The sequence below is a fragment of the Coleofasciculus sp. FACHB-712 genome, assembly GCF_014695635.1.
Taxonomy (GTDB): domain Bacteria; phylum Cyanobacteriota; class Cyanobacteriia; order Cyanobacteriales; family FACHB-T130; genus FACHB-T130.
The window spans coordinates 1-23,015 of record NZ_JACJOQ010000583.1; the positions used below are offsets into that span (position 1 = coordinate 1).

A 23,015-nucleotide genomic window follows, 5' to 3' on the forward strand; every position below is an offset into this window, starting at 1 on the left:
TTCAATTCGCAGTACGTCTGGCGGCAAAAGATGCAAATCCCTAAAACTGTCTAGGATCTCTACTTGTCCGCTGAAGGCAATCAGCTCTCCTCGACGCACGACCAGCGTCTCCCGATCGAGGGTCAGTCGGATCGGTGCTTCATCAATTTCAGGTGGCTCAGTTTCTGCTGAGTAACTTCTTCCGGCGGCAGCAAAGGAAAGCTCCGACGAGTTACTGACAGGGGGAGACGTTAAGGAATCGCGGGAAAACTCACTCTGCGGGATAGCTCCACGAGCCGTAGATGTCGGCTCAAACGCTTGCCAGACGGGATCGACGACTTCCTGTAAGATTTCGTCCACCATTTGTAGCGAGTGTTCTACGAGGCGGCTGACGGGCACTGCCGCCTTTGGAGGGGTGCGGTTGAGTGCCGTCTCCCATCTTTGTGCCTCCGATGCCCCGAAAGAGAGGAATAATTCATTGACTGCCTCATCATCGTCTTCTTCCCAGCCAGCATTAGTCATCGCCTCTGTCACTGATTCGTCCTCTGGGGAAGGAGGCACTGGATTCGGAAGGTCAACGTCGGCGGTGAGCGTTTCAGTGGTTGTCGGGGCAGGGTTAACGGGGCGGTCAGCGGCAGAACCTGCGGATGATTCTTGGACGGTTTCGGTGGCGACACCTACCTGGGCACTCCAAACGGGTCGCATGTGTCCAACTAAATCGACATCTGCATCTGCCGGGGTGGTTGGAAAAACCTGGAATTGAATTGCCTGCTGCCAAGTGTTGCCGAGGAAATCTGACATGATATCGCCAGAGCAGCGCAACTCCCAGCGCCCCGACTTGAGATAGGTGAAGGGAATGACCACCATCAAGCCTTCGGCGTTGGTGCGGCGCGATCGCTTCTGAAACCGCCGCTTGGGGGGAACTTCCTCAGTGCTGTCATAGGTGATGCGAATTTCCACCTCGGTGTTGGGACGGCTGGAGTGAGCAACCACCCGATACCGACCTTCTTGGATTTCCACACTTGGCGTCTCTAGGGAGAGCCAGGAAGAATCACCCTCTTGTTGTATTAGAAATTGCCAGTATTCCATAGGAGGCAAGCAGCAAGCATAAAGGATGAAGTATAAAGGATGAAGTTATTAGAGGCGCGGCTGAAAGACAGTGTGACGTATTATTACACGCCAAACTTCACACTTCATACTTCATATTCTTGTTATCTTTTTACTTTAATCTGCTGCCGCAGTTCCTCGATCGTTCCTAATAATTCACTTTGAGCGATCGCACTCTGCTCTTTCGATGCCATCCACTTCAGCTTGACAGTTTGGTTCTCTGCTTCCTCTTCTCCCAAAACCAAGCAAGCAACTGCACCGCTACGGTCAGCCCTAGCGAACTGCTTTTTAAAAGCACTTCCACTCAGGTCTAGATCCACGCTAAACCCAGCTTGACGTAATTTTTGAGCCAATTGTAAAGCTTGGGATTCTGCTTTCTCGCCTCTGGAAACAACGTAAAAATCCAACGTCGGGACGGGTACCTCTTGCAGCTGTTGCAACAGGATGATCAAGCGTTCTAAGCCCATTGCCCAACCCACTGCGGGTGTCTTGGGTCCCCCTAGTTCTGCTACCAGCCCATCGTAGCGTCCGCCACCACAGACAGTTGCTTGCGCTCCCAGGTCGTCCGAGATAATTTCAAAGGCAATGTGGGTGTAGTAATCCAGACCGCGCACCAGACGCGGATTGAGTTGGTAAGCAATCCCCAAATCATCCAGACGTGCTTGGATTTGCTCAAAGTAACGACCAGAATCTGCACTCAGATAATCCAAGATACTGGGAGCATTTTGAACAATTGCTTGCGTCTCCCGATCCTTACTATCGAGTATCCGCAAGGGATTGCGACTCAGCCGTACCTGCGAATCTGGGTCTAACTCTTCTTTGTAGGGAGTCAGGTAATCTACCAGTGCTTGCCGGTAACGCTGTCGATCTTCAGGATTTCCGACTGAGTTAATATCCATGCGGAGATTTTTTAGACCGAGGGTTTGCAGAATATCGGTAGCGATCGCAATGACCTCTGCATCTGCCCTCGAATCGGCAGTCCCCAACACCTCTACACCCAGCTGGTTAAATTGCCGCTGTCGTCCGTTCTGGGGATTTTCGTAACGAAACATCGGTCCCAAATACCAGAGGCGCTGAATCCCACTTTTGACATCAAGCGCGTTTTCAATATAAGAGCGCACGACCCCAGCCGTTCCCTCCGGTCTCAGAGTCATGGAATAAGGATTTTTCCCCCGACTCCTGAAGGTGTACATTTCCTTCCCGACCACGTCTGTGGCTTCGCCAATCCCACGCTCAAATAGCGTCGTCAGCTCAAAAATCGGGGTGCGAATTTCTTGATAAGCTGCTCTGCTTAGAATATCCCGTGCGACCGATTCTACCCATTGCCAGTACCCGACTTCTTCGGGCAGAATATCCCGCGTTCCCTTTATCGCTTGAAAGCTTCCCATGGTTTAGATTTTTGATTCTAGTGCGTGTCATAAATTTTTCACCCCCTGGAGTTTAACTTTACCCCCTTCCCTGATAGGAAAGGGGGTAGGGGATTAGGTCATTGCGATGACGATAACTTCATGACACTAAAGATTTTAGATTTTAGATTTAATCTCATCTAAAATCCAAAAATTATTGGTTTTCCTCCCAAGGGCAATAGCGCTGACTATAGTAGTCCAAAATCTGCGTGACCCATTGGCGACTCAATGAATCAGCATCTTCTGCATACTGAATCCACAAGCCGCCAATTTGGCTTTGATAATAGTCGAACGATTGCCCCGAAGGCTGGGGAACCAAACCTGTGTCTACCCCTCCCACCTGACGCAAATGGGCAGCAATTTCCCGATATACCGCTAAGGGTAATCCAGGGAAGTGAATTTCATACCGCAGGCGTTCTCCTCCAGCAGTCTGCACCCTTTCAACTCCTACAACAACTGAATCGTGGTACTTGTTTAAGCTTGAGGAGAGCCATTGATTCCTGGCTCCTTAGCAGGAGCAACAGCCGTCGGTGTACCGGGTTGATCGGGCGTTGCCACTGGTTTTTCCCCAACCCGTCTGGCAACTTCTCTGCCGTATTGCTCCAGAATCACTACCGGACTAGCACCATTATTGACTTCAATCCGCTTGACTAGCACCTGTCCATTGGATAAGCGCTGTCCCACTCCAACGTAGCGACTTGGCTCGTTTGGTACCCTCACAATTGCCTGAGGTTCACCACCAACCTGAACCACTCCTGTGACTTCTACACTTCTTGCCAAGTTTGGTTCTGGTAGCGGTGGCAGTTTAGGTAGAAGTGGCGCGGGAGCTGGAATCCGAGGAGCCATAACAATCGGGCTACGTGGAGCTAGAGGGTTTCTGTTCCCCGGAGGTGGAGTGTTTCTCCTACCCGCAGTCGCCCCATTCCCATTTCTAGCACCTGGAGTGGTAGTGGGGCGTATCGTCGTCCTGCCGCCTGCGTTCCCCCGACTGCCAGCATTCCCTCCGCCTCCAGCGGTTCTGGAAGGTCTGACAGGGGGCAGGGGTGGCGGTACGGGAATCACTCGACGCCCAGGAGTCAAACCCTGAGGAGGAGCTACACCAGGAGCCGGAAACGGAGGGGGAGGCGAACCCGAACCCGTCTCGTTTGGTGTCACTTCCACAATTGGTTTCAGGGGAACAAGTGCAAACGGATCTTGCCGCCCTTTCTGAATTTCTCGCAGCCGTGCATCAGAGTTCGTAGATGGAATCAAGCCAGAAAGCCCAGGAAGGGGCGGTTTTGGGGTAACTGTCGGAGGCTCGGTAAATGGCGGGGCTGTTGGTGAAACAGACGGAGCGGGAACTGGAACAATGCTAGGGCTAGGAGCTACAGCCGTATCCTCTCCCTGTGAACATCCCCCCGCTAACACAGCAAGTATTCCCAAAAACGCAATCCATGAATGTTGACGCATGACCAGTCTCCCAGAGCTTTACCTGCATCCGCCCATAGAAATTCCCTGTTTGCTTTCAACAGTTCTAAATATATGCGGATAATTTATTTTATTAAATGTGTGCAAAAACACCCATCTATATATTCAGTTTACTGGACAGAGATCGATCCATCGCTTTTGTGTTCCTTATCTTCAAAGAATCGGGAATCTCAGTTTCCGGTTGTTGGAAGAATCAATCGTCAATCCCAACCATTGACTTTTTCAGTGCATCCAGTCCCTTTTTGACCCGTCGAGAAACGGTCACAACACTGATATCTAAGCGTTCTGCAACTTCTTTTTGCGTTAAGTCGTGTAAGAAAACAAATTCCAAGATTTCGCGGGTTCGCTTTTCTAGCTGAACTAAAGCTTGTTGCAGGCGAAGCTGGTCTTCTTGCGCTAACTGAAAACTCCGATATTGCGGGTCTGGGACGATTTCACCTAAGCAAGTTTCACCTTCCGAACCATCCCCTAGGGGTACATCTAAACTTACAAGTTCGCGGTTTTGAAAGGCCAACTTGATTTCCTGCCATTCTGCCTGTGAAATTTCTAGCTTTGCTGCCACCTCTGAATCGGTAGGAGGTCGGTTGTACTTCTGCTGGAAATACCGCGTCAAAGAAACTGCCTGATAGTGCAGTGCTTCCCAACGCCGAGGAATGCGGAATGAGCCGCCTTTATCCCGTAAATAGTGCTGAATTTCTCCGCGAATGTAGGGGATAGCAAAGGAACTGAAGGCGTGACCCTTGGACAAGTCAAAGCGCTCAATTGCTCGAATTAAGCCTAAACAGCCGACTTGAAGCAAGTCTTCGTAACTTTCTGTACATTGATTAGTCCAGTGATGTGCTTCTTTTCTCACCAATCCAAAATTCAGTTTTACCAGCTGATTGCGAACAGTATCTAAACGATTTTGCTGGTACTCTCGCAACAGCCGTAAGCTTTCATGCTTCAGTTCAGGAGTGGCAGTGCTATACATATACGAAGTTCAGTTGGTAGAGTGGCCCGGTTAAAAACGTTTGTTTCAGTTATATTCTGTTTTTGAAGTGGGTGCTGTGATACTAAACATAGGTTGCGATAACAAAACTTTAAGCCGGAAAGCGAACAAATGCAGTTGGGGAAACGCCCAGGAATGTAGCCTTTTCCCCAAATTGCGATAAGTTGCTTTCTTTTCCTCGCTTCAAAATTCAGTTTATTCTCTGAACCTGGTCAATTACAACAGCATTTTCACCGAGAAACTCTCTTGTGGGAATCACTCACATGATTGCGGAGTGTAGGCAGAAGGATTAAACAGCAGATGCTGACCTTGCTAAGGAAAAGAAAAAAGGGGTTCCAAACCCCTTTTCTTCACCTGCAAGCAAAGCCAAGCAGCGTGGCTCGGTGCTAACGAGCAGATTTAAGCCTGGTCTGGTGAAATCCGAGCATAGAAAATGCCGCGAATTTTCACTTCCTTAGCTTCACCAGCGCCCAGATCGGTATCGGATGGCTGTTCGCTCTCAAAGGTACCGGCAATTTCACCTGTGGCGTTATCCACTTTAGCGACTTGGAGAGAAATTTCGCCCTTGAGGGTTTCAGCACGCTTCACATTGGCACGTGTCAGTGCTTCCTGATCGGCTTGACTGGGGAGTGCTACTGCATTGTCATAACCAGTGACAACACCGCGACCCTTGGGATCGAGGAAAGCTGCTCCCCGATAGGAGGGAACGTTAAATTCGCCTTCAAAGTCAGTCGAGGTGTTAATACTGTCCATTCCTGGCTGGCTTTTGGCAACCAGATTTTTGATCGTGAATAGAAAGGGTACTCGCTCACCACCCGGTAGCTGGACGGTAATAGCTTGGAAGTCGAGACCATCCTGTTCAATAAAGGTCAAACGACGATCTTGATCAACTTGCAATTTACCCAGCACCTGGTCGATGCTAGAAGTAAACCGGGTCAACAACTTACCCTGAACGAATTGGGCGGATTGACGTTTGTTTGTAGATTCTTCTTTGACAAAGAAGCTGGTTGGCTGTAGGCACAGATTCGTCAAAGCATACGACTGTCCAGGCTGAATGGGAATGGCACCGCGTGTCGTTTCTGACAGTTGCGGGCAGTTATTCGCAAGCCCGGTACCTCGAATTTGGTCGTAAGTGAGTGGAGTGGGAACACTGGTCGCAGCTGCTGGACCTTCACTACAAGCAGTTAATACTCCCAAGCACAAAGCTAGGAAGGCAACAATGAAAGCGCGATACCTCATGGTCAACCTCAAATATTTAATCTAGGAATCCCTACCAGTAGAATCTGATATTGGGCTTAAGTTACAACAGACAAAAGTGAAATTCTTAATCAGGCTCGGAATGGTTCGGCTCAGAATCTCTACAGTGAATTTTACAAGGCTTTGTGTTGCCTTTATCCTGAAGCTCAGTGTAAATTGACCATTCCAGTCAGTGAAAGACTCGGTTAAAGTTGAGTTGATCAAACGGAGTAAAGGGGATGGCGTGAACAGCGATCAGAATTTAGAATTGGGGCTTTTGAAGCCGGAACTGCAAGCGATCGCTACTTCTGTTCGCGCTTTGGCACAGACTTGCCAGGGGGATACTCTGGCTCTGTTGGCGTTGCTGCGGGCGTTAGAAAGTTGGCATCGTGAGATTCGAGATACTGTGTTTCAAGCGTCTTTACCGGATAATCGTCAGGCTCTATATGCCCTGCTGAAGGATATGGAAGAAGAAGGCGGCTGGCCCTATATTGAGCGCATGAAGGTGCGATCGCTGTTGGAAAAGCTCTCAGCCGCAGAATCGCCCAATTCTTCACACCCTCTACCACTGGAGTCAGAAACTCACCCACCTCAGCCTGGTTGAAGTTACACGGTTGAAGGCAAAACTCTTTCACTGGCGTGGCTCTAGGCGTGTGAAGTTGTCAATCTTTATTGGGCTATAGAGTACAACAAATGCTAAGATCCTCCAGTTATTAATGCAATCTCTGAACACTAACCCCCTGCTTAATTTATGCCGGTTGCTGTTAATCCGATTAAGTTTGGTACAGATGGCTGGCGAGGCATCATCGCCGCAGACTTTACGTTTGAGCGGGTGGCTTTGGTAGCACCGTTGGCGGCACAAGTCCTGGCAAATGTCTATGGCGAGACGACGGGTAGCCGCACAATTATTGTGGGTTATGACCGGCGCTTTATGGCGGAAACGTTTGCCCGTAAAGCGGCCCAAGTCGTGCAAGCAGCCGGATTTGAGGTGCTGCTGAGCAGTAGTTATGCCCCCACACCGGCATTCAGCTGGGCGGCTTATCAACGGAGAGCTTTGGGAGCTTTGGTGATAACCGCTAGTCATAATCCCGGAGCATATTCAGGGTTAAAAGTCAAGGGTGCATTTGGAGGATCGGTACCCCCGGAAATTACTCAGCAGATTGAAGCGTTGTTAGAGAAGGAACCGTCACCTGACTCGACGATGGCGGGAAGCTTGGAGATGTTCGACCCGTGGCCCAATTACTGCGAAGCGCTACGGGCGAAAGTGGATATTACTTGCATTCAGGATGCGATCGCCCAAAAGAAACTTGCTGTCTTTGCTGATGTGATGCACGGTGCTGCTGCGACAGGACTAGAGCAACTGCTGCAAACGCCAATCCAGGAAATTAATAGTTCTCGCGATCCTTTATTTGGTGGCAGTGCGCCGGAACCTTTGCCGCGTTACCTTTCCCAGATGTTTCGGCAGATGCGGACTCACCGACGCCGCAGCGGTGATGGGTTGGCAGTGGGGTTTGTATTTGATGGAGATAGCGATCGCATTGCGGCTGTCGATGGACAGGGAAATTTCCTCAGTTCCCAAATCCTCATCCCAATTTTGATCGAACACATGGCATCTCGGCGGGGATTGACGGGCGAAGTCGTGAAAACGGTGAGTGGTTCCGACTTGTTTCCCCGCGTTGCCTCCCTGTACAATCTGCCAGTGTATGAGACGCCTATTGGATACAAGTACATCGCCGACCGGATGCTAACGACTCAGGTGTTAGTCGGTGGTGAAGAGTCGGGAGGGATTGGCTACGGCAATCATATTCCAGAACGGGATGGGCTGTTGTCAGCGCTGTATCTGCTAGAAGCGATCGCGCAATCAGGAATGGATCTCAGCGATCTTTACCAGCGCTTGCAGGAGAAAACTGGCTTTCATTCTGCCTACGACCGCATTGACCTACCATTAGCGAGTATGGAAGTGCGATCGCGCCTGCTAGAACAATTACAAAATACACCCTTAACTGAGATTGCCGGTCGGTCGGTAATTGATTGCCTAACGATTGATGGTTATAAGTTCCGGTTAGCCGATGATAGTTGGTTGATGATTCGCTTCAGCGGAACCGAACCCGTTTTGCGGTTGTACTGCGAAGCGCCAACGCTGAAACAAGTTCATCACACCTTAGAGTGGGCGAACAAGTGGGCGAATTCAGTTTAAGCCCTACAAAGTATCTAGCTCGGTACCCAATGTCCGTAGTTTCGCAACAAAAAGGAATCGGCTCAAACTTGAGCCGATTCCTTTTTGTGAATAAGCAAAAATAAATTTCAATGCTGAGTAAACCAGACACTTTAAACACTCCTTTTGGTTCATGATTAGGAATGCGGAATGCCAAAGAATTGCATCATTTGCTTATATAAGTCTTGGTTTTCCTATTCAATATAAAGACGGATATAAGTTGTATATTTTAGCACTGATATAGAGACTGTCAAAACGGTTGGCTTGCTGCTGACAATATCCCTCCTTACTACTAAACAGATATAAACAGATAAAAACGGACTTAGCCAAATTTGCTCCTTTCTGTGGCAATCTGAGAAACAGAGAGGAAAGCCAAAATTAAACAAAAGGTTATGCAAACCCTGCCCAATCCAAGCACTACCAGTGCATCTTCCAGTCAACCCTCCTTTGAAACCACTATCAAGCGGCGCAAAACTCGTCCCGTCAAGGTGGGAAATGTCACGATTGGCGGCAACTACCCAGTGGTAGTGCAGTCGATGATTAATGAAGACACGCTTGATATTGATGGGTCGGTTGCCGGAATTCGCCGCCTGCACGAGATTGGCTGCGAAATTGTCCGCGTTACCGTGCCAAGTATCGGTCATGCCAAAGCTTTAGCGGAAATCAAGCATAAATTAGCTCAAACCTATCAACCAGTGCCCCTGGTCGCTGATGTGCATCACAACGGCATGAAGATTGCCTTGGAAGTTGCCAAGCACGTTGATAAGGTGCGGATTAATCCAGGGTTGTATGTATTTGAAAAGCCAAAAGCGGATAGAACGGAATATACCCAAGCCGAATTTGATGAAATTGGCGAAAAAATCCGCGAAACTTTAGAACCCCTGGTAGTTTCCTTGCGAGATCAGGGTAAGGCAATGCGAATCGGGGTAAATCACGGTTCTCTTGCTGAACGGATGCTGTTTTCCTACGGCGATACCCCCGAAGGGATGGTGGAATCTGCCCTAGAATTTATCAAAATTTGTGAATCTCTCGACTTCCGGAACCTGGTAATTTCTCTGAAAGCCTCGCGGGTGCCCGTGATGTTAGCCGCTTATCGTCTGATGGCACAGCGGATGGATGCGCTAGGCATGGATTATCCCTTGCATTTGGGCGTCACTGAAGCGGGTGATGGCGAATACGGACGGATTAAGTCTACCGCAGGCATTGCGCCTCTGCTTGCTGATGGGATTGGCGATACGATTCGAGTCTCAATCACTGAAGCACCGGAAAAAGAGATTCCCGTTTGCTACAGCATTCTGCAAGCTCTGGGATTGCGGAAAACGATGGTGGAATATGTCGCCTGCCCCTCATGTGGGCGGACATTGTTTAATCTAGAAGAAGTGCTGCACGAAGTGCGGGAAGCCACCAAACATCTTACAGGTCTGGACATAGCAGTCATGGGATGTATTGTCAATGGTCCCGGAGAAATGGCGGATGCCGACTATGGTTATGTTGGTAAACAGCCCGGTTACATCTCTCTGTATCGTGGCAGAGAAGAAATCAAAAAAGTGCCAGAGTCTCAAGGAGTTGAAGAGTTGATTAATTTAATTAAGGCAGATGGACGTTGGGTCGATCCTTAAGTAAGTGCTGAGTGGTGAGTGTCGAGACAAAAGTTAATTCAAAACTCACAAAATAATAAGTGTTGAGGAAAGCATTAATTTAAAACTCAATCGCGAGAAATCGCGTTTTTACAGCTCAAAACTCAAAACTCTCTACTTCCGGACTTGCACTTAGTGCAGCTGGATAAATAATTGCGCTCTCCGGCTTCCATATATGGCCTGTGCTAGAGTTAGCGTAATTCCTTGGCAGTAGTTTCCCCCCGGCTCAGAAAGGATCATGGTAATTACAAAACGCGGGCTCGTTCTCGGTGCGACAGCACTGGTTTTATCGACTGTTGCTGTTACGGGCGCTGGTATTCATCTGTCTCAAGGTCAGGCTTTTTTTCGTGAAAGTCCCAAGGAACTTGTAGATGAAGTATGGCAGATTATTGACCGCAGTTACGTAGATGGCACCTTTAATAAAGTCAATTGGCGGTCAGTTCGTAAAGACTACCTGAATCGGTCTTACCCCAGCAAGAAGGAAGCCTATGAGGCGATCCGGGAGATGCTGAAAAAGCTGAACGATCCCTACACCCGCTTCATGGACCCGGAAGAGTTCAAGAGCATGCAGATTGATACTTCTGGGGAATTAACTGGCGTTGGCATTCAACTCGCTCAAGATGAGAAATCGAAAAAGCTAACGGTTATTGCGCCAATTGAAGATACACCAGCGTCTAAGGCTGGTGTTCTGGCAAAGGACACTATCACTAAAATTGATGGCAAGAGTACCGAGGGCATGGATGTCAATGATGCTGTGCGCCTGATCCGAGGACAACCAGGAACGCAAGTAACCTTGACCATTCAGCGGGGCGAAAAGGAATTAGTATTTCCTCTGAAACGAGCGCGGATTGAAATCCATCCGGTGCGCTCTAGCAAGCAGAACAGTCCTACGGGTGAGATAGGCTACATTCGCCTGAATCAGTTTAGCGCCAATGCTGCTAAGGAAATGGCAGATGCGATTAAGGGTTTAGAACGGCAGAAGGTAAATGGCTACATTCTGGATCTGCGTTCTAATCCAGGTGGATTACTCTACGCCAGTATTGAAATTGCCCAGATGTGGTTAAAAGACGGCACAATTGTCTCAACGGTGGATCGTCAGGGCGAAAGGGAGCGAGAGAAAGCGAATAATCGCGCCCTCACAGATAAACCGTTGGTGGTGTTGGTAGATGGCGGCTCGGCGAGTGCTAGTGAAATCCTCTCTGGGGCGTTGCAGGATAACAAGCGAGCTGTTTTGGTAGGGACAAAAACCTTTGGTAAAGGCTTGGTGCAATCGGTGCGGGGGCTGGGGGATGGTTCGGGACTAGCGGTGACGATCGCTAAGTATTTCACTCCCAACGGGCGCGATATTAATCAGGCGGGGATCAAGCCGGATGTGGTGCTGGAAATGACGGAAGAGCAGCGCAAGGCATTGCAAGCCGATCGCAATAAAATCGGCAGTGCTGACGATCCTCAATACGCTAAAGCGCTGGAAGTGCTGAATCAGAGGATTGCCGCCCAGCGAGGGAACCAGGCGCAGAAATAGTTTTGAGTTATGAGTTTTGAGTTAAAATTCCAAACTCAAAACTCATAACTTATTGGGGTTGGCACTTTCCAGCGCGAATTAAGCCGACGCGACGAGCGATCGCTTCCGCTTGAGAATCAAATGGTCCCCATCGTTCCACAAAAGCTGATTTATCCTCTCCTTCGACTTGTTCGCTGGAGAGGATTTCGCATTTTCCTTCTTGGCGCTTGACAATATACCAGATTTGTGTAGCAGTCATTCGGTGAAGATTTGCAAAAAACGCCTTGAAGAGTAGCTTAGTGATGAGTTTTGAATGATGAGCAATTCATTCAAAATTCAAAACTCATAACTTTTCTAGTTAATGTGCGCCGTTGCCGTTTCCAGAAGTTGCGATCGCGCGTTCAACCAGCTTGTCTGGAACTTCTTGGAGATGGTCGTACTTCCAGTGAAAGAAGCCGACGCCCATTGTAAGCGATCGCAATTCCACAATAAAATTGTGCATCTCTGCTTGGGGTAAGTAAGCAGAAATGCAATCCCAACCGGGCCAATCTGACTTCCCTTCGTAGCCGAGAATTTGTCCCCGACGTCCGCTGACTAGCTGGAGAACCTTAGAGGTAAATTCGGCTGGGGCACACGCCTGAATCGCGGTAATCGGTTCTAGGAGCGTTGGTTCGCACTTGGGCATTCCTTCCTGCATCGCAATCCGGGCTGCCTGTTTAAACGCTTGTTCGGAACTATCAACCGAGTGGTAAGAACCATTCGTCAGCGTCACCGCTACATCGACCACGGGGAAGCCCAAGGGGCCATGTACCAAATACTCCCGAACACCCGTCTCAACGCCAGGGATATACTGTCTCGGTACGACGCCACCGACAATTGTTTGACTGAAGTTAACGCCTTCGCCACGCGACAGCGGCTTGATATCCAGATAAACATCACCAAACTGTCCGTGACCGCCACTTTGGTGCTTGTAGCGCCCGTGAATCGAGGATGCGGGTTTGCGGATGGTTTCTTTGTAGGGCACGCGGGGCAGGTGAGTCGTCATTGGCAGGTTGTACTTGCGCCGCAGTCGGTCGAGGGCAACTTGCAGATGAATTTCACCTTGACCCCAAAGAATGACTTCGTGGGTGTCTCCGTGTTGTTCCCAAGCTAGGGAGGGGTCTTCTTCTAGCAGCTTGGTGATGGCGCTGCTGAGTTTAACTTCATCGTTGCGTTTTTCGGGCGTAATCGCTAAAGCAAAAACGGGTGCCATTTGCTCGGCTTTGGGGAGTTCGGTCGCCAGTGGGTCGCCGGAAGCGGTCAAGGTATCGCCTGTTTTAATTCCCTCTAAGCGTCCCAAGACGACAATCTCACCGGCTTCGGCTGAAGTCAGCGGCTGTTGTTGCTGACCCATCAGACGATACAAGCCACCAGTCCGAACGCCATTGAGGACAATTCCATCAGTCAACGTGCCCTGCCACACCCGCACCAGGGAGATTTTCCCGCCTTGAGGAGTGTAATAGGTTTTAATCGCTTGTGCGAGGGGGGCATCGGCATGGAGAACGATTCCCCGACGTTCGGCAGTGGTGGATGGATCGGGTGCTTCTCGCAACAACGCTTCCAGCAACGGTCGCACTCCGTAATCTTGCTCGGCAACGCCCAGGAATACAGGCACGATTAAATCTGCCCCTAACTCCATCTTCAAGTCTTGGAGAATTTCTTCTTGGGGCGGGTTAATTTCTTCTAGCAGTTCTTCTAGCAGGTGGTCGTCAAAATTTGCCAATTCCTCCAGCATTTCGGTACGGGCGGCTTGTTCCTGCTCTTTGAGGTTATCTGGCATCGGCACCGGGTCGGCGGCGGCACCGGGATGGTAGTGATAAGCTTGTTCGCTCACCAGGTCGATAAAGCCGCTGAGCTGTTCGCCTTGACCAATAGGATACTGGTGTGGGATCACGGGGCGACTGGAGACCGTTTTTAGGGCGTGCAGCACGTCCATGAAGTTGTTGTTCGCCCGATCCATTTTGTTGATGAAGACTAGGTGCGGAATTTCCCAGTCGTCGAGGAATTTAAATAGAGGCGCGAGAGTCATGACGCGATCGCTTACGGGTTCGCACACGACAATTGCTGCATCAACGCCAATTAGAGCATTGTAAGTTTCTTGAGCAAATTCAACCGATCCGGGACAATCGACAAAGGTGAAGCGGACACTGTCGTAGTCGGTGCTGGCAGTTGATACTTCCACGCTCATGTGGCGATCGCGTGCCTCTTGGGAACTATCTCCCACCGTGTTACCGTCTGAAGTGCGACCTTTGCGGGAAATCGCACCCGTGACGAAAAGCAAACTTTCCAGTAACGTAGTTTTGCCACTTAAATAGGGGCCAACAATTGCAACATTGCGTACCCCGGACATGACTTTTTCGTTCATGATTCACCCCCAACAAAATAAAAAAGATGTAGAGATGTGAGCGATCGCATGGGTATACGGGATTGATGCCATTGGCAGCTCCCGGAGAATTTTTGCCCTCCCGTGCCGATGGCGATCGCTGTTAACAGTTAGATGGAATTTTGTATCCCTGAATGTGAGGTTAGCGCGTTCTAGGGGCAATGACTGAGAAATTGCAATTTCTTTTAAAGCAAACCCAGCAAAAACTTAAGTTGAATGAATCAGTATTAATTAGCTATAAATTTTATGAATATATGCAACAAATAACCGCAAATTTGTTAGAAGAAAATCTGAATGGGTGGGCGACAAACGTAACAATTGTAAAGAGGTGACACGGAGAATGAGAACGTACCAGCAGATGAGATGGATAGCTGGAGGGTTAATACTGTTACTGGGTGGGAGGATGACGCCAGCGGTGGCTGGGACACCCGCGACGCCGGTACAAATTGCTCAAGCTCAATCGGCGGTAGACTTGATGAATCAGGGACTCCAGCTGATCGGTCAAGCAAAAACACAAGAAGCGATCGCCTCTTTTCGACAAGCCGCCAAACTCGACCCCAAACTGGCACCCGCGCATTACAACTTGGGGCTGGCTTTGCGTCAGGTGGGGCAATTGCAGCCAGCAGCGGATGCCTTTTACCAAGCAGTTCAAGCCGATCCTAACTTTGCTCTCGCCTATGCCAATTTGGGTGCAGCACTGCTTGAGGGAAACAACTTGCAGCAGGCAGGTGATTATTTGTCACGGGCGCTGGAACTCAACCCACAGTTGGGAGTTGCTCATTACAATCTAGGTTTGGTAAGGGAACAGCAGGGAGATGAGGAACGAGCGATCGCATCTTTTAAACAAGCGATGCAGTTGAGTCCCAACGCACCAGAACCTGCTTATCATTTGGGACTCGCTTATCTACAACAAAACAACCTGAACGAAGCAAAAAAGGCATTCCAGCAAGCCATTAAAATCAGCCCTAAATATCCAGAAGCCCACTATAATCTCGGTTCCATCCTGATGAATCAGGGGAATTTAGACGAAGCTCTCGCCGCCTTTCGCAAGGCAGCAGAGGCTAATTCTAACTACCCCAATGCCTACTACGCTGCTGGGTTAGTCTTCCTGCGCCAAGGTCGTTACAGTGACGCCCAGCAAGTTTTGCAATATGCCAAACAGCTTTACACTGCCCAAGGGAATACCCAGTGGGCTTCTAATGCAGAGGAATTATTAAAGCGATCGCAAAACCCCTAAACCATTAAAAATTAGTTTTTTAATCTTTGATGGTTTCCCCGATGCACTCTAACGCGCTTATTCGGGTCTTGCTTCTTCACCCAAGACAAAAACTTCTCCATTTGCGGCTCATCCTTCAGCCTATCCAAAGAATTAAGTTCCTGGGCTAATCGCGTATTGTCAAATAAATTATGTATTTGCCGATGGCAGGCAGAACATATCTTTGCAGTCGGCCCTGGATCTTCATTTTTCCGTTTAGTTTTCTGCCTGGGAATCAAGTGATGGACGGTCAACCGCTCCACTTCTCTTTCACACAATTCACACTGCATTTTTTGATAAGGCTTATAACTCAAGACTATCTAACATCATTATATGTCGATGAAAAAAGTGAGGCGCTTTTCATGTGCTATTCACTAAAAACATAACGTCAATGAAATTGAGACTATAGCAATCTATTTCCTTTGTGAACCAATCAGTTCCTCTTTGTCTCTTCCTAAGCGCTAGCTCTTTCAGAGCCGCTTCGCTAACGCACAGGCTAAGCACATCCGCGCCGCTACGCGAACGCCAACGTGTTCTTTGTGTCTTTGCGGTTCAATACACTGTTTTTGCCTTCACAAATAATTTCAGATAGCAACAAATACTAATTGGATTTGTTGTAAACAAATTTAAAATTAAGTAAAAATACGATTTAAGGCTAAACTTGCTTGTGCTAGGTATATAAGGAAACTTCCAGTTGCCAAATTATCCCAGCCATCTAGCAAAAAAAGCAATGTTTCAAACCCATAAACAAGATGATGTTATCTCAGGTGCTGCATTTGTTACCGGAGGCGCGGCGGCGGGTGCTGGAGTTTCCGCAGCAGTTGGTGGGATGGGATTAGTCGGAGGATTCGGAGCAGTTGGAATTGGCATGGCACCCGTTACAGCAGCGGGCGCGGTTGCTGGTGCTGCTGCTTATGGAGCATTCAAAGCGGTAGGAGAAGGAGATGCTTTCGCTTTAGGTTCGATGGGAATTGGTGCAGTAGGCGGCGCAGGTTTTTCCTCTGTTTTTGGCGGCATGGGATTAGCTTTCAAGGGAACAGCGGTTGGAATTGGTATGGGTTCTTTTGCGGCAACAGGTGCAGTTTTTGGGCTGGGAGTTTACGGTTTATTGAAGCTGATTGACGGCTCTGGAAGCGGGGAAACCGCATATCAAGCTTTCGAGCGGATGGAAGAGAAAGTATCATGGCAAGAAGCTTATACTAATGCTCTTCTAGAGCTAGAATTAGCAGCGCTAGATAAGAAGTTATCGGGTGATATTTTAGAGGAAAAATTTGCCGCACTAGAAATTGAAGACGAGTTGAAGGCGCTAAAAGCAAAAATACCAGCGAAGACTGTTTTCAATCTATATTATTCTGCCCCTTATAAAAATATTTCATCCAAATTTTCTACATTTCACCCAAATTTAAATCCCTCTGTAAGGCCTAAAATTTCTACTCATCAAACACCGTTACCTCAACCGGAATTTGCTCAGCCTAAGATGGCACCAGGATTGACAAAAATTGAGTCTCAGGAACCTCAAGGTTGGAAATGCATACACACCCTAAAAGAGCATTCAGCCTCAGTCAATTCTATTGCCATCAGCTCCGATGATCGGACGATTGCTAGTGGCAGTGATGATAGAATCGTTACCCTGTGGAACCTGAAGACTGGAAAACAGATTTTTAACTTCTTTGGGCAAGGACAGGAAGTTTCTTCAGTGGCAATTAGCCCAGATGGTCAAACGATTGCCAGTGGCAGTTTTGACCAAAAAATTACTACCTGGAATCTGCCTAAAAAAGAATTTCTCCGCACCTTCTTTTATTTAAACTCCTCTTACAGTCATTCGGGCTTTGTTTACTCAGTTTCCTTCAGCCCTGACGGAAAAATTATTGCGAGTGGCAGCGCTGATAAAACGATTAGGCTTTGGGGTGCCTATACGGGAAAACTAAGAAGCACTCTTAATGGACATTCTGACGCGGTTTTGTCTGTTGCGATTAGTTCTGATAGCCAAATTATTGCTAGTGGAAGTGCTGATAAAACTATCAGGCTTTGGAATTTGAGCGGTGGACAACAGCATCGCATCCTTATCGGACATTCAGGCTGGGTTACTTCTGTCACCTTCAGCCCGGATGGAAAGACTCTAGCGAGTGGGAGTGGAGACGCGACAATTAAGTTGTGGAATTTCCAGACTGGAGAATTGCTTCGCACTCTTACAGGACATTCATCTGGGGTTGTTTCTATCGCTTATTAACCCTGATGGAAAAACCCTCGCCAGTGGCAGCCGAGACGGTACTATCAAACTTTGGAACCTAGATGGAGAACTGCTGGATACTCTGCCTGGGCGTCATCCTGTTGCTTTCAGTTTCGATGGACAGACGCTGGTGAGTGGCGGTGAGAAGAACACACTGAAAATTTGGCAAAAATGTGGCGTGAGTGAATCTACACTTGACGCAGTGCCATCTGGGGAATGGTGGGAAGTTTTAGGCGTGGAAAGGAACGCTGATGCTGATGATGTTAAGCGTGCTTACCGACGTTTGGGAAGGCAGTATCACCCTGATGTTAATCCTTCTACCAATGCCCAAGCTCAAATGCAGGCAATTAATCAAGCTTATGCCCAGTTTGAGAAACAATGGAGCGATCGCTAACAGCATAAATCCTTTCAGAGATTCGCCCTACGAGTCTTGTCTAATCTCTCACTGTTTGATCTGACCTAGTCGTGAAGGCTGCCATCCGGCATGATGGCTCCACTCAAATTAGCTTCGCTGAGGTCGGCTCCACTCAAATTGGCTCCACTCAAATTGGCTCCACTCAAATTAGCTCCACTCAAATTGGCTCCACTCAAATCTACCCAAACCATATCTGCCTTGCTCAAGTTAGTACCGCTCAAGTTAGCTCCACGCAGATTAACCCCAGGAAGGTTCGCTCTACTCAGGTCTAGCCCTGCCAGCAATACATTCGGGGCAATCAACAATGCTCCTGCTAGTTTTGGATCAAACTCTTCGGGAAACTTAGTTTGTTCGTTGTAGAGCGCTCTCCGGAAGTTCGTTCCCTCCAAGTTGGCCTCGCTCAAGTCAGCTTCATAGAGATGGGATGCACTCAGATTAGCCTCATTCAGATTAGCTCCACTCAGGTCAGCTCCCCGCAGGTCGGCTAAACTCAAGTTAGCTTCACTCAAGTCAGTTCCAATCAAGTCAGCTCCAATCAAGTCGGTTAAACTCAAATTGGCTTTCGTCAAGTCGGTGCCAATCAAGTCGGCTAAACTCAGGTTGGCTGCAATTAAGAAGGCTCCAAACATTTCAGCTCCACTCAAATCGGCTCTACGCAAGTCTGCCTCACACAAGTCGGCTTCCTCCATGTGGGTTGCGGCTAGGGTGCATCGGCTCAGAATCGCTCGACTCAAGGTAGCTTTTTTTAAGTTGGCTCCACTAAAATCCGCCTGACTGAGATTTACCCCACTCAGGTCGGCTCCACTTAGGTCGGCTAGACAAAAATCTCTTTCGCCCTCTACATATTTCCTCAGTAGTTCATCTGCGTCCATCGATTCATACCAATTTGCGGAACAGTTGCATGATTTTCAATCGGGAAAGTCGCTGACTGTCTAAGATTTTTAACTCAAAATCCCAAACCCCAAATCTAAAATTTTAGGACTCCTTCCCGCCTCCAATCAGTAGAGTAACTTTTCCTCATAAAAAAGCCCCCAATTGGGGGCAAGCTTTGTCAAAAAAGCAAAAACAAAGATTCAAATCAGATAGAGGATGGTGAACAAAATAATCCACACAATATCGACGAAGTGCCAATAAATCTCTGCGGCTTCAACGCCAAAGTGGTGTTCGCTGCTGTAGTGACCGGGTTTTAAACTGCGCCACAAAACAGCAATCATCGCCCCTAGTCCTAAAAGAACGTGGAGACCGTGGAAACCAGTCAGAACATAAAACGTGCTGGCAAACAAGTTAGTGCTGAGGCCAAATTCCAAATGGGTATACTCGTAAACCTGACCCCCCAGGAAAATCGCTCCCATTAAGGCAGTTGCGGCAAACCAAGTCCTTAAACCTGCCACATCGTTCTTTTTGATGGCAGTATCCGCATTGTGGATCACGAAACTGCTAGAAATCAGAATCAGTGTGTTGATTCCGGGCAGTAATAGCTCTAACTTTGGCGTTCCTTCCGGGGGCCAACTGGGTGCCACAGCGCGAAAGGCGAGATAGGCAGTAAATAAGCCGACAAAGATCATGCCTTCCGCAATCAGAAACACAATCAGCCCCTGGATGCGGAAATCATGATGTTCTACGCCGTGGGCTTCCACAGTCGCTTCTGAGTTGTGGTGATAGTTGAGGGCAGTTTTCGCTGGGTCAATCGTTGAACCTTGCATGAATCTCCTCTAGAAAGAGTTGGATACGTAATGGGTAGTGGAGAATCGGTAATAGGTCATCGTTTCCCGATTACCGATTACCATTACCGATTGTGACTTTCTCCTTGGCGGTCATCGGGATTCACCGCCACTGCGGGATCGGGATCGGCACGGAGAGCCGAGTCAGGGCCAGCAGCCAAGACTGGATTTCGAGGCTCGTCAAAGGGCACCTCTACTTGAGTGCGGCGATCGCCCATCCCATAGTCATAAGGCCCAGTGGCTAACACTGGGTCTTTCTCAAAGTTTTCCGGTGGCGGGGGCGAGGTTGTCATCCACTCTAGGGTCAGTCCTTGCCAGGGGTTATCAGGTGCCTTGGGACCCGCTATCCAACTCCAGCAGGCATTAACAATGAAAGGAATGGTGGAGACGGCGAGGATGTATGCCCCAATCGTGCAGATCACGTTGAGAGTGGTAAATTTCGGGTCATACGAAGCAATCCGTCGGTTCATCCCTTCTAGACCTAGCTTGTGCATCGGCAGGAATGCCATATTGAAGCCAACCAACATCAGGACAAAGTGAACTTTGCCCCAAGTTTCGTTCAGCATCCGCCCCGTCATCTTGGGGAACCAGTGATAGAATCCGGCATAAATGCCGAAAACACTGCCGCCAAAGAGGACGTAGTGCAGGTGAGCCACGACAAAGTAGGTGTCGTGAACGTGGATATCAAAGGGCACAGCTGCCACCATGACGCCACTGATGCCGCCGATGACAAACATGGAGATAAAGCCCATTGCGAACAGCATGGCGCTGTTCAGGCGCAGTTTGCCGCCCCAAATGGTTGCCAACCAGCTAAATACTTTGATCCCGGTAGGGACAGCAATCACCATTGTGGTGATCATGAAAAACATCCGCAACCAGGCAGGGGTGCCGCTGGTAAACATGTGGTGCGCCCAGACGATTAGCCCCAAAAAGCTGATTGCCAGACTGGAATAAGCGATCGCCTTATAACCAAAAATCGGCTTGCGGGCGTGAACCGGCAAAATTTCTGAGATCATCCCGAAGAAGGGGAGGATCATGATGTAGACCGCCGGGTGGGAGTAAAACCAGAATAGGTGCTGATACACGATGGGATCGCCCCCCCCGGTCGGGTTAAAGAAGGACGTACCCACCAGCAGGTCAAAGGATAATAGAATCAGTGCCCCTGCTAAGACTGGCGTAGCGATGAGAGCCAATGCAGAAGTGGCGAGCATTGCCCAGCAGAACAAGGGCATTTGATTCCACCCCATCCCTGGCGTCCGCATCTTCCAGATGGTGACGAGAAAGTTGATTGCTGCCAGGATCGAAGAGGTTCCCAGGATCAGGACGCTGAGAATCCAAATCGCTTCACCGGGTTTGCCACTAACAACGCTCAAGGGGGGATAAGAAGTCCAACCCGCACCGGGTGCCCCGACCAAGAAACTGCTCAACAGCAGCAACCCGGCCGGTGGGATGATCCAGAAGGCGATCGCATTCAGTCTCGGAAACGCCATATCCCTTGCTCCAATCAGCAAGGGCACCAGGTAATTCCCAAAGCCGCCGGTTCCCGCAGGCACGATCCACAAGAAGATCATCACCGTCGCGTGAACCGTAAATAAGCTGTTGTAAACATCTGGGGCGACAAAATCGGACTCTGGGGTTGCCAGTTCCGTGCGAACGGCTGTTGCCAGGACTCCACCAATCAAATAAAAGATAAACGTCGTGACCAGGTATTGAATCCCAATCACTTTGTGGTCGGTACTAAAGCTAAAGTATTCTCGCCAATGCGTTACCTTCGGTTGTTCACCGTGGGCTGGTAGATTTGCTTTTTCTTGAAGCTCTACTTGTGTCATCTCAAATTCAGAAGTTAAGGGGGGTCAGAAGAGTTTTGAGTTTTGAATTTTGAGTTTTGAATTAAATAAAAGATTTTTACGAGAACTTTTTTAACTCACAACTCAACACTCAACACTCATCACTCTCTTACTCAGTGGTGGTGGAGAGGGTGTAGAGTTTCGGCATCGATCCCCATTTCACTGGCGTAGGGAGCCAAAAACTCAGCATCTGAGCGTTCTGCGGGGTTTACTGCCACCGCCCGATCGAGAGCCTCCGAACTGGCAACTTCTTGCTGCTCGGCAAGCCAATTCTGGAAATCTTCGGGGGTCTGAACAATGACCGTTGTCTTCATGACTCCATGATAAGCACCACAGAGTTCCGCACAAATGAGCGGATACTCACCGAGTCTGTTGGGTGTAAACCGCAGCTCAGTTTGGCGTCCTGGAACCGCATCCTGCTTGAGGCGAAACTCAGGCACCCAAAAAGCGTGTATAACATCATTTGCCGAGATGTTCAATTTCACTTCCCGTCCAAGCGGAAGATGCAATTCGCCCGCTGTCACATCGGTTCCGGGGTAGCTAAAAAGCCAAGCAAACTGTAGACCCGTAACATTCACATAAAATTCTGGATCTTGACCTTGCTTGTCAGGTGTGGGACCAATGCGACCGGAAGTTACGCCTACATCGGCTGAATCCCGCAGTTGAGGAAGCTCCTTGCGGACTTTTGCCGTAGCGGGGTCTTCTAAGACTTTATCTTGCAGCTGCTGATTGCGATTTTCAGTGTCCGTGGCGTTTTCAGCCTCTGTTAAGGTAGCTGCAATCGCCGCTCCAGGCATTTTGGCAACCTGCTGATGACTCGGAGCGTGAGCAACCGAATGATCCATCGGATTCAGTCCGCCGATTTGACCATAAACCTCAAAACTGTAGATCGAGATTCCCAGGACGATCACCGCTGGAATCGCCGTCCACAAAATTTCTAAGGGAACGTTGCCATGCACGGGTGGCCCGTCCGTATCATCGCCAGGACGTTGCCGAAATCTAATTGCCGCAATGATAATTATTCCCTGAACCAGCAGGAACAGACCTGTGGAAATGGTCATCATCGCGTTAAACAGCCTGTCGATTAGGGTTGCTTCCTCAGAGGCTGCTATCGGCAAAAGACCGTGGTTTTGACCGTACCACAGGCTGACAAGGGTCAGCACAATGCCAACCAGTAAAGTTAATATCGAGCTTGGGATTTTCACGGGCTTTGTCTTGGATTTGGTGCAATTCTAAACAAAACAGTGTGGGCTGATGCCCAGACCGATTTGGTCTATCTAGACTGCCTCGAAGTGAAGCTGCCTTTGTGTTCGATCTTAGGAAATCAGTAAGAGCCTCATTAACCACGGTAAGGCAGAGATCCCATAAAGGTGAGCCAATCTGAGTTATCTTTTGGAATTTTTTTGGGATCGCCGCCATTTTCAGGAAAGGTACCAGCAGACAAAGCCATTTCCGCTAGGATGAATCCTGGGAGGCGTCTCCCGCCCTGTCAGGGATTCGGGATTTAGAGCTAGAAGATTGCTTCTGGATTCTAGCGGTTTTCTCTTTGAATACCAGTATTCTTTTTTACAATGAAATACTTGATTTAG

Annotated in this window: 19 protein-coding genes and 1 pseudogene; 7 read left to right on the forward strand and 13 right to left on the reverse strand. The window is 48.9% G+C overall.

Annotated elements, in window-relative coordinates; all coding sequences use genetic code 11:
- The 6 genes and pseudogenes from H6F50_RS26610 to H6F50_RS21100 form a co-directional block, all read right to left on the reverse strand.
- Nucleotides 1–1,068 (reverse strand): annotated as a pseudogene (locus H6F50_RS26610) (hypothetical protein); the annotation flags it as partial.
- A gap of 122 nt (nucleotides 1,069–1,190) precedes the next feature.
- On the reverse strand, nucleotides 1,191–2,474 hold the full coding sequence (gene hisS / locus H6F50_RS21080) for a histidine--tRNA ligase (RefSeq protein WP_190430215.1): 1,284 nt from the start codon (nucleotides 2,472–2,474) through the stop codon (nucleotides 1,191–1,193).
- Nucleotides 2,475–2,646: 172 nt separating this feature from the next.
- Nucleotides 2,647–2,928, reverse strand: coding sequence for a hypothetical protein (locus H6F50_RS21085; protein WP_190430216.1), 282 nt, complete (start codon nucleotides 2,926–2,928; stop codon nucleotides 2,647–2,649).
- 38 nt (nucleotides 2,929–2,966) lie between these two features.
- Nucleotides 2,967–3,941: a hypothetical protein gene (locus H6F50_RS21090; protein WP_190430217.1), complete on the reverse strand. Its 975-nt coding sequence runs from the start codon at nucleotides 3,939–3,941 to the stop codon at nucleotides 2,967–2,969.
- Between the two features lie 211 nt (nucleotides 3,942–4,152).
- The gene (locus H6F50_RS21095; RefSeq protein WP_190410989.1) at nucleotides 4,153–4,929 is read right to left on the reverse strand and encodes an RNA polymerase sigma factor SigF; all 777 of its coding nucleotides are present in this window, start codon (nucleotides 4,927–4,929) and stop codon (nucleotides 4,153–4,155) included.
- 417 nt (nucleotides 4,930–5,346) lie between these two features.
- Nucleotides 5,347–6,186 (reverse strand): photosystem II manganese-stabilizing polypeptide, encoded by an 840-nt coding sequence (locus H6F50_RS21100; RefSeq protein WP_190410988.1) that lies wholly within the window; start codon nucleotides 6,184–6,186, stop codon nucleotides 5,347–5,349.
- Nucleotides 6,187–6,427: 241 nt separating this feature from the next.
- Here H6F50_RS21100 and H6F50_RS21105 point away from each other — a divergent pair, with 241 nt between their 5' ends.
- From H6F50_RS21105 to ctpC, 4 genes are all read left to right on the forward strand, one after another.
- A complete protein-coding gene (locus H6F50_RS21105) occupies nucleotides 6,428–6,787 on the forward strand; it encodes a hypothetical protein (RefSeq protein WP_190411053.1) in 360 nt (119 codons plus the stop codon).
- Nucleotides 6,788–6,934: 147 nt separating this feature from the next.
- Nucleotides 6,935–8,380 carry a phosphoglucomutase/phosphomannomutase family protein gene (locus H6F50_RS21110; protein WP_190430218.1) on the forward strand — a complete coding sequence of 482 codons (1,446 nt, stop codon included), beginning with the start codon at nucleotides 6,935–6,937 and terminating at the stop codon, nucleotides 8,378–8,380.
- Nucleotides 8,381–8,790: 410 nt separating this feature from the next.
- Nucleotides 8,791–10,017, forward strand: coding sequence for a (E)-4-hydroxy-3-methylbut-2-enyl-diphosphate synthase (ispG, locus tag H6F50_RS21115; protein ID WP_190410986.1), 1,227 nt, complete (start codon nucleotides 8,791–8,793; stop codon nucleotides 10,015–10,017).
- Nucleotides 10,018–10,273: 256 nt separating this feature from the next.
- Nucleotides 10,274–11,557, forward strand: a complete 1,284-nt coding sequence (gene ctpC / locus H6F50_RS21120) for a carboxyl-terminal processing protease CtpC (RefSeq protein ID WP_190410985.1) — start codon at nucleotides 10,274–10,276, stop codon at nucleotides 11,555–11,557.
- 49 nt (nucleotides 11,558–11,606) lie between these two features.
- Here the strand turns inward: ctpC and H6F50_RS21125 are convergent, their stop codons facing one another.
- Both H6F50_RS21125 and H6F50_RS21130 read right to left on the reverse strand, forming a co-directional pair.
- Nucleotides 11,607–11,795 (reverse strand): DDE transposase family protein, encoded by a 189-nt coding sequence (locus tag H6F50_RS21125; RefSeq protein ID WP_190430219.1) that lies wholly within the window; start codon nucleotides 11,793–11,795, stop codon nucleotides 11,607–11,609.
- A gap of 99 nt (nucleotides 11,796–11,894) precedes the next feature.
- A complete protein-coding gene (locus H6F50_RS21130; RefSeq protein ID WP_190430220.1) occupies nucleotides 11,895–13,940 on the reverse strand; it encodes an elongation factor G in 2,046 nt (681 codons plus the stop codon).
- Nucleotides 13,941–14,316: 376 nt separating this feature from the next.
- Here H6F50_RS21130 and H6F50_RS21135 point away from each other — a divergent pair, with 376 nt between their 5' ends.
- Nucleotides 14,317–15,195, forward strand: coding sequence for a tetratricopeptide repeat protein (locus H6F50_RS21135; protein ID WP_347276205.1), 879 nt, complete (start codon nucleotides 14,317–14,319; stop codon nucleotides 15,193–15,195).
- Nucleotides 15,196–15,206: 11 nt separating this feature from the next.
- Here the strand turns inward: H6F50_RS21135 and H6F50_RS21140 are convergent, their stop codons facing one another.
- A complete protein-coding gene (locus H6F50_RS21140) occupies nucleotides 15,207–15,503 on the reverse strand; it encodes an HNH endonuclease (RefSeq protein ID WP_190430222.1) in 297 nt (98 codons plus the stop codon).
- A gap of 440 nt (nucleotides 15,504–15,943) precedes the next feature.
- Between H6F50_RS21140 and H6F50_RS21145 the strand changes: the two genes are divergently transcribed.
- Both H6F50_RS21145 and H6F50_RS27305 read left to right on the forward strand, forming a co-directional pair.
- Nucleotides 15,944–17,443: a hypothetical protein gene (locus H6F50_RS21145; RefSeq protein WP_242029140.1), complete on the forward strand. Its 1,500-nt coding sequence runs from the start codon at nucleotides 15,944–15,946 to the stop codon at nucleotides 17,441–17,443.
- Entirely contained in the window at nucleotides 17,424–17,837 is a 414-nt protein-coding gene (locus tag H6F50_RS27305; RefSeq protein WP_242029141.1) for a DnaJ domain-containing protein, read from the forward strand. Before H6F50_RS21145 ends, H6F50_RS27305 begins: the two co-directional genes overlap by 20 nt.
- Before the next feature lie 65 nt (nucleotides 17,838–17,902).
- Here the strand turns inward: H6F50_RS27305 and H6F50_RS21150 are convergent, their stop codons facing one another.
- The 4 genes from H6F50_RS21150 to H6F50_RS21165 all read right to left on the reverse strand — a co-directional run bounded on the left by H6F50_RS21150 (nucleotide 17,903) and on the right by H6F50_RS21165 (nucleotide 22,631).
- Nucleotides 17,903–18,730: a pentapeptide repeat-containing protein gene (locus H6F50_RS21150; RefSeq protein WP_190410979.1), complete on the reverse strand. Its 828-nt coding sequence runs from the start codon at nucleotides 18,728–18,730 to the stop codon at nucleotides 17,903–17,905.
- Nucleotides 18,731–18,931: 201 nt separating this feature from the next.
- Nucleotides 18,932–19,561, reverse strand: a complete 630-nt coding sequence (locus H6F50_RS21155) for a heme-copper oxidase subunit III (RefSeq protein WP_190410978.1) — start codon at nucleotides 19,559–19,561, stop codon at nucleotides 18,932–18,934.
- Nucleotides 19,562–19,644: 83 nt separating this feature from the next.
- Complete coding sequence (ctaD, locus tag H6F50_RS21160; protein WP_190410977.1) at nucleotides 19,645–21,408, reverse strand: cytochrome c oxidase subunit I; 1,764 nt, start codon at nucleotides 21,406–21,408, stop codon at nucleotides 19,645–19,647.
- 131 nt (nucleotides 21,409–21,539) lie between these two features.
- Entirely contained in the window at nucleotides 21,540–22,631 is a 1,092-nt protein-coding gene (locus H6F50_RS21165; RefSeq protein WP_190430223.1) for a cytochrome c oxidase subunit II, read from the reverse strand.
- Between the last annotated feature and the right edge of the window lie 384 nt (nucleotides 22,632–23,015).

What these genes read in the sequence shown, in the direction of transcription:
- hisS (WP_190430215.1), bottom strand. Translation starts at nt 2,474, where the DNA reads ATGGGAAGCTTTCAAGCGATAAAGGGAACGCGGGATATTCTGCCCGAA.
- H6F50_RS21090 (WP_190430217.1), bottom strand. Translation starts at nt 3,941, where the DNA reads ATGCGTCAACATTCATGGATTGCGTTTTTGGGAATACTTGCTGTGTTA.
- H6F50_RS21095 (WP_190410989.1), bottom strand. Translation starts at nt 4,929, where the DNA reads ATGTATAGCACTGCCACTCCTGAACTGAAGCATGAAAGCTTACGGCTG.
- H6F50_RS21100 (WP_190410988.1), bottom strand. Translation starts at nt 6,186, where the DNA reads ATGAGGTATCGCGCTTTCATTGTTGCCTTCCTAGCTTTGTGCTTGGGA.
- H6F50_RS21110 (WP_190430218.1), top strand. Translation starts at nt 6,935, where the DNA reads ATGCCGGTTGCTGTTAATCCGATTAAGTTTGGTACAGATGGCTGGCGA.
- ispG (WP_190410986.1), top strand. Translation starts at nt 8,791, where the DNA reads ATGCAAACCCTGCCCAATCCAAGCACTACCAGTGCATCTTCCAGTCAA.
- ctpC (WP_190410985.1), top strand. Translation starts at nt 10,274, where the DNA reads ATGGTAATTACAAAACGCGGGCTCGTTCTCGGTGCGACAGCACTGGTT.
- H6F50_RS21125 (WP_190430219.1), bottom strand. Translation starts at nt 11,795, where the DNA reads ATGACTGCTACACAAATCTGGTATATTGTCAAGCGCCAAGAAGGAAAA.
- H6F50_RS21130 (WP_190430220.1), bottom strand. Translation starts at nt 13,940, where the DNA reads ATGAACGAAAAAGTCATGTCCGGGGTACGCAATGTTGCAATTGTTGGC.
- H6F50_RS21135 (WP_347276205.1), top strand. Translation starts at nt 14,317, where the DNA reads ATGAGATGGATAGCTGGAGGGTTAATACTGTTACTGGGTGGGAGGATG.
- H6F50_RS21140 (WP_190430222.1), bottom strand. Translation starts at nt 15,503, where the DNA reads ATGCAGTGTGAATTGTGTGAAAGAGAAGTGGAGCGGTTGACCGTCCAT.
- H6F50_RS21145 (WP_242029140.1), top strand. Translation starts at nt 15,944, where the DNA reads ATGTTTCAAACCCATAAACAAGATGATGTTATCTCAGGTGCTGCATTT.
- H6F50_RS21150 (WP_190410979.1), bottom strand. Translation starts at nt 18,730, where the DNA reads ATGGACGCAGATGAACTACTGAGGAAATATGTAGAGGGCGAAAGAGAT.
- H6F50_RS21155 (WP_190410978.1), bottom strand. Translation starts at nt 19,561, where the DNA reads ATGCAAGGTTCAACGATTGACCCAGCGAAAACTGCCCTCAACTATCAC.
- ctaD (WP_190410977.1), bottom strand. Translation starts at nt 21,408, where the DNA reads ATGACACAAGTAGAGCTTCAAGAAAAAGCAAATCTACCAGCCCACGGT.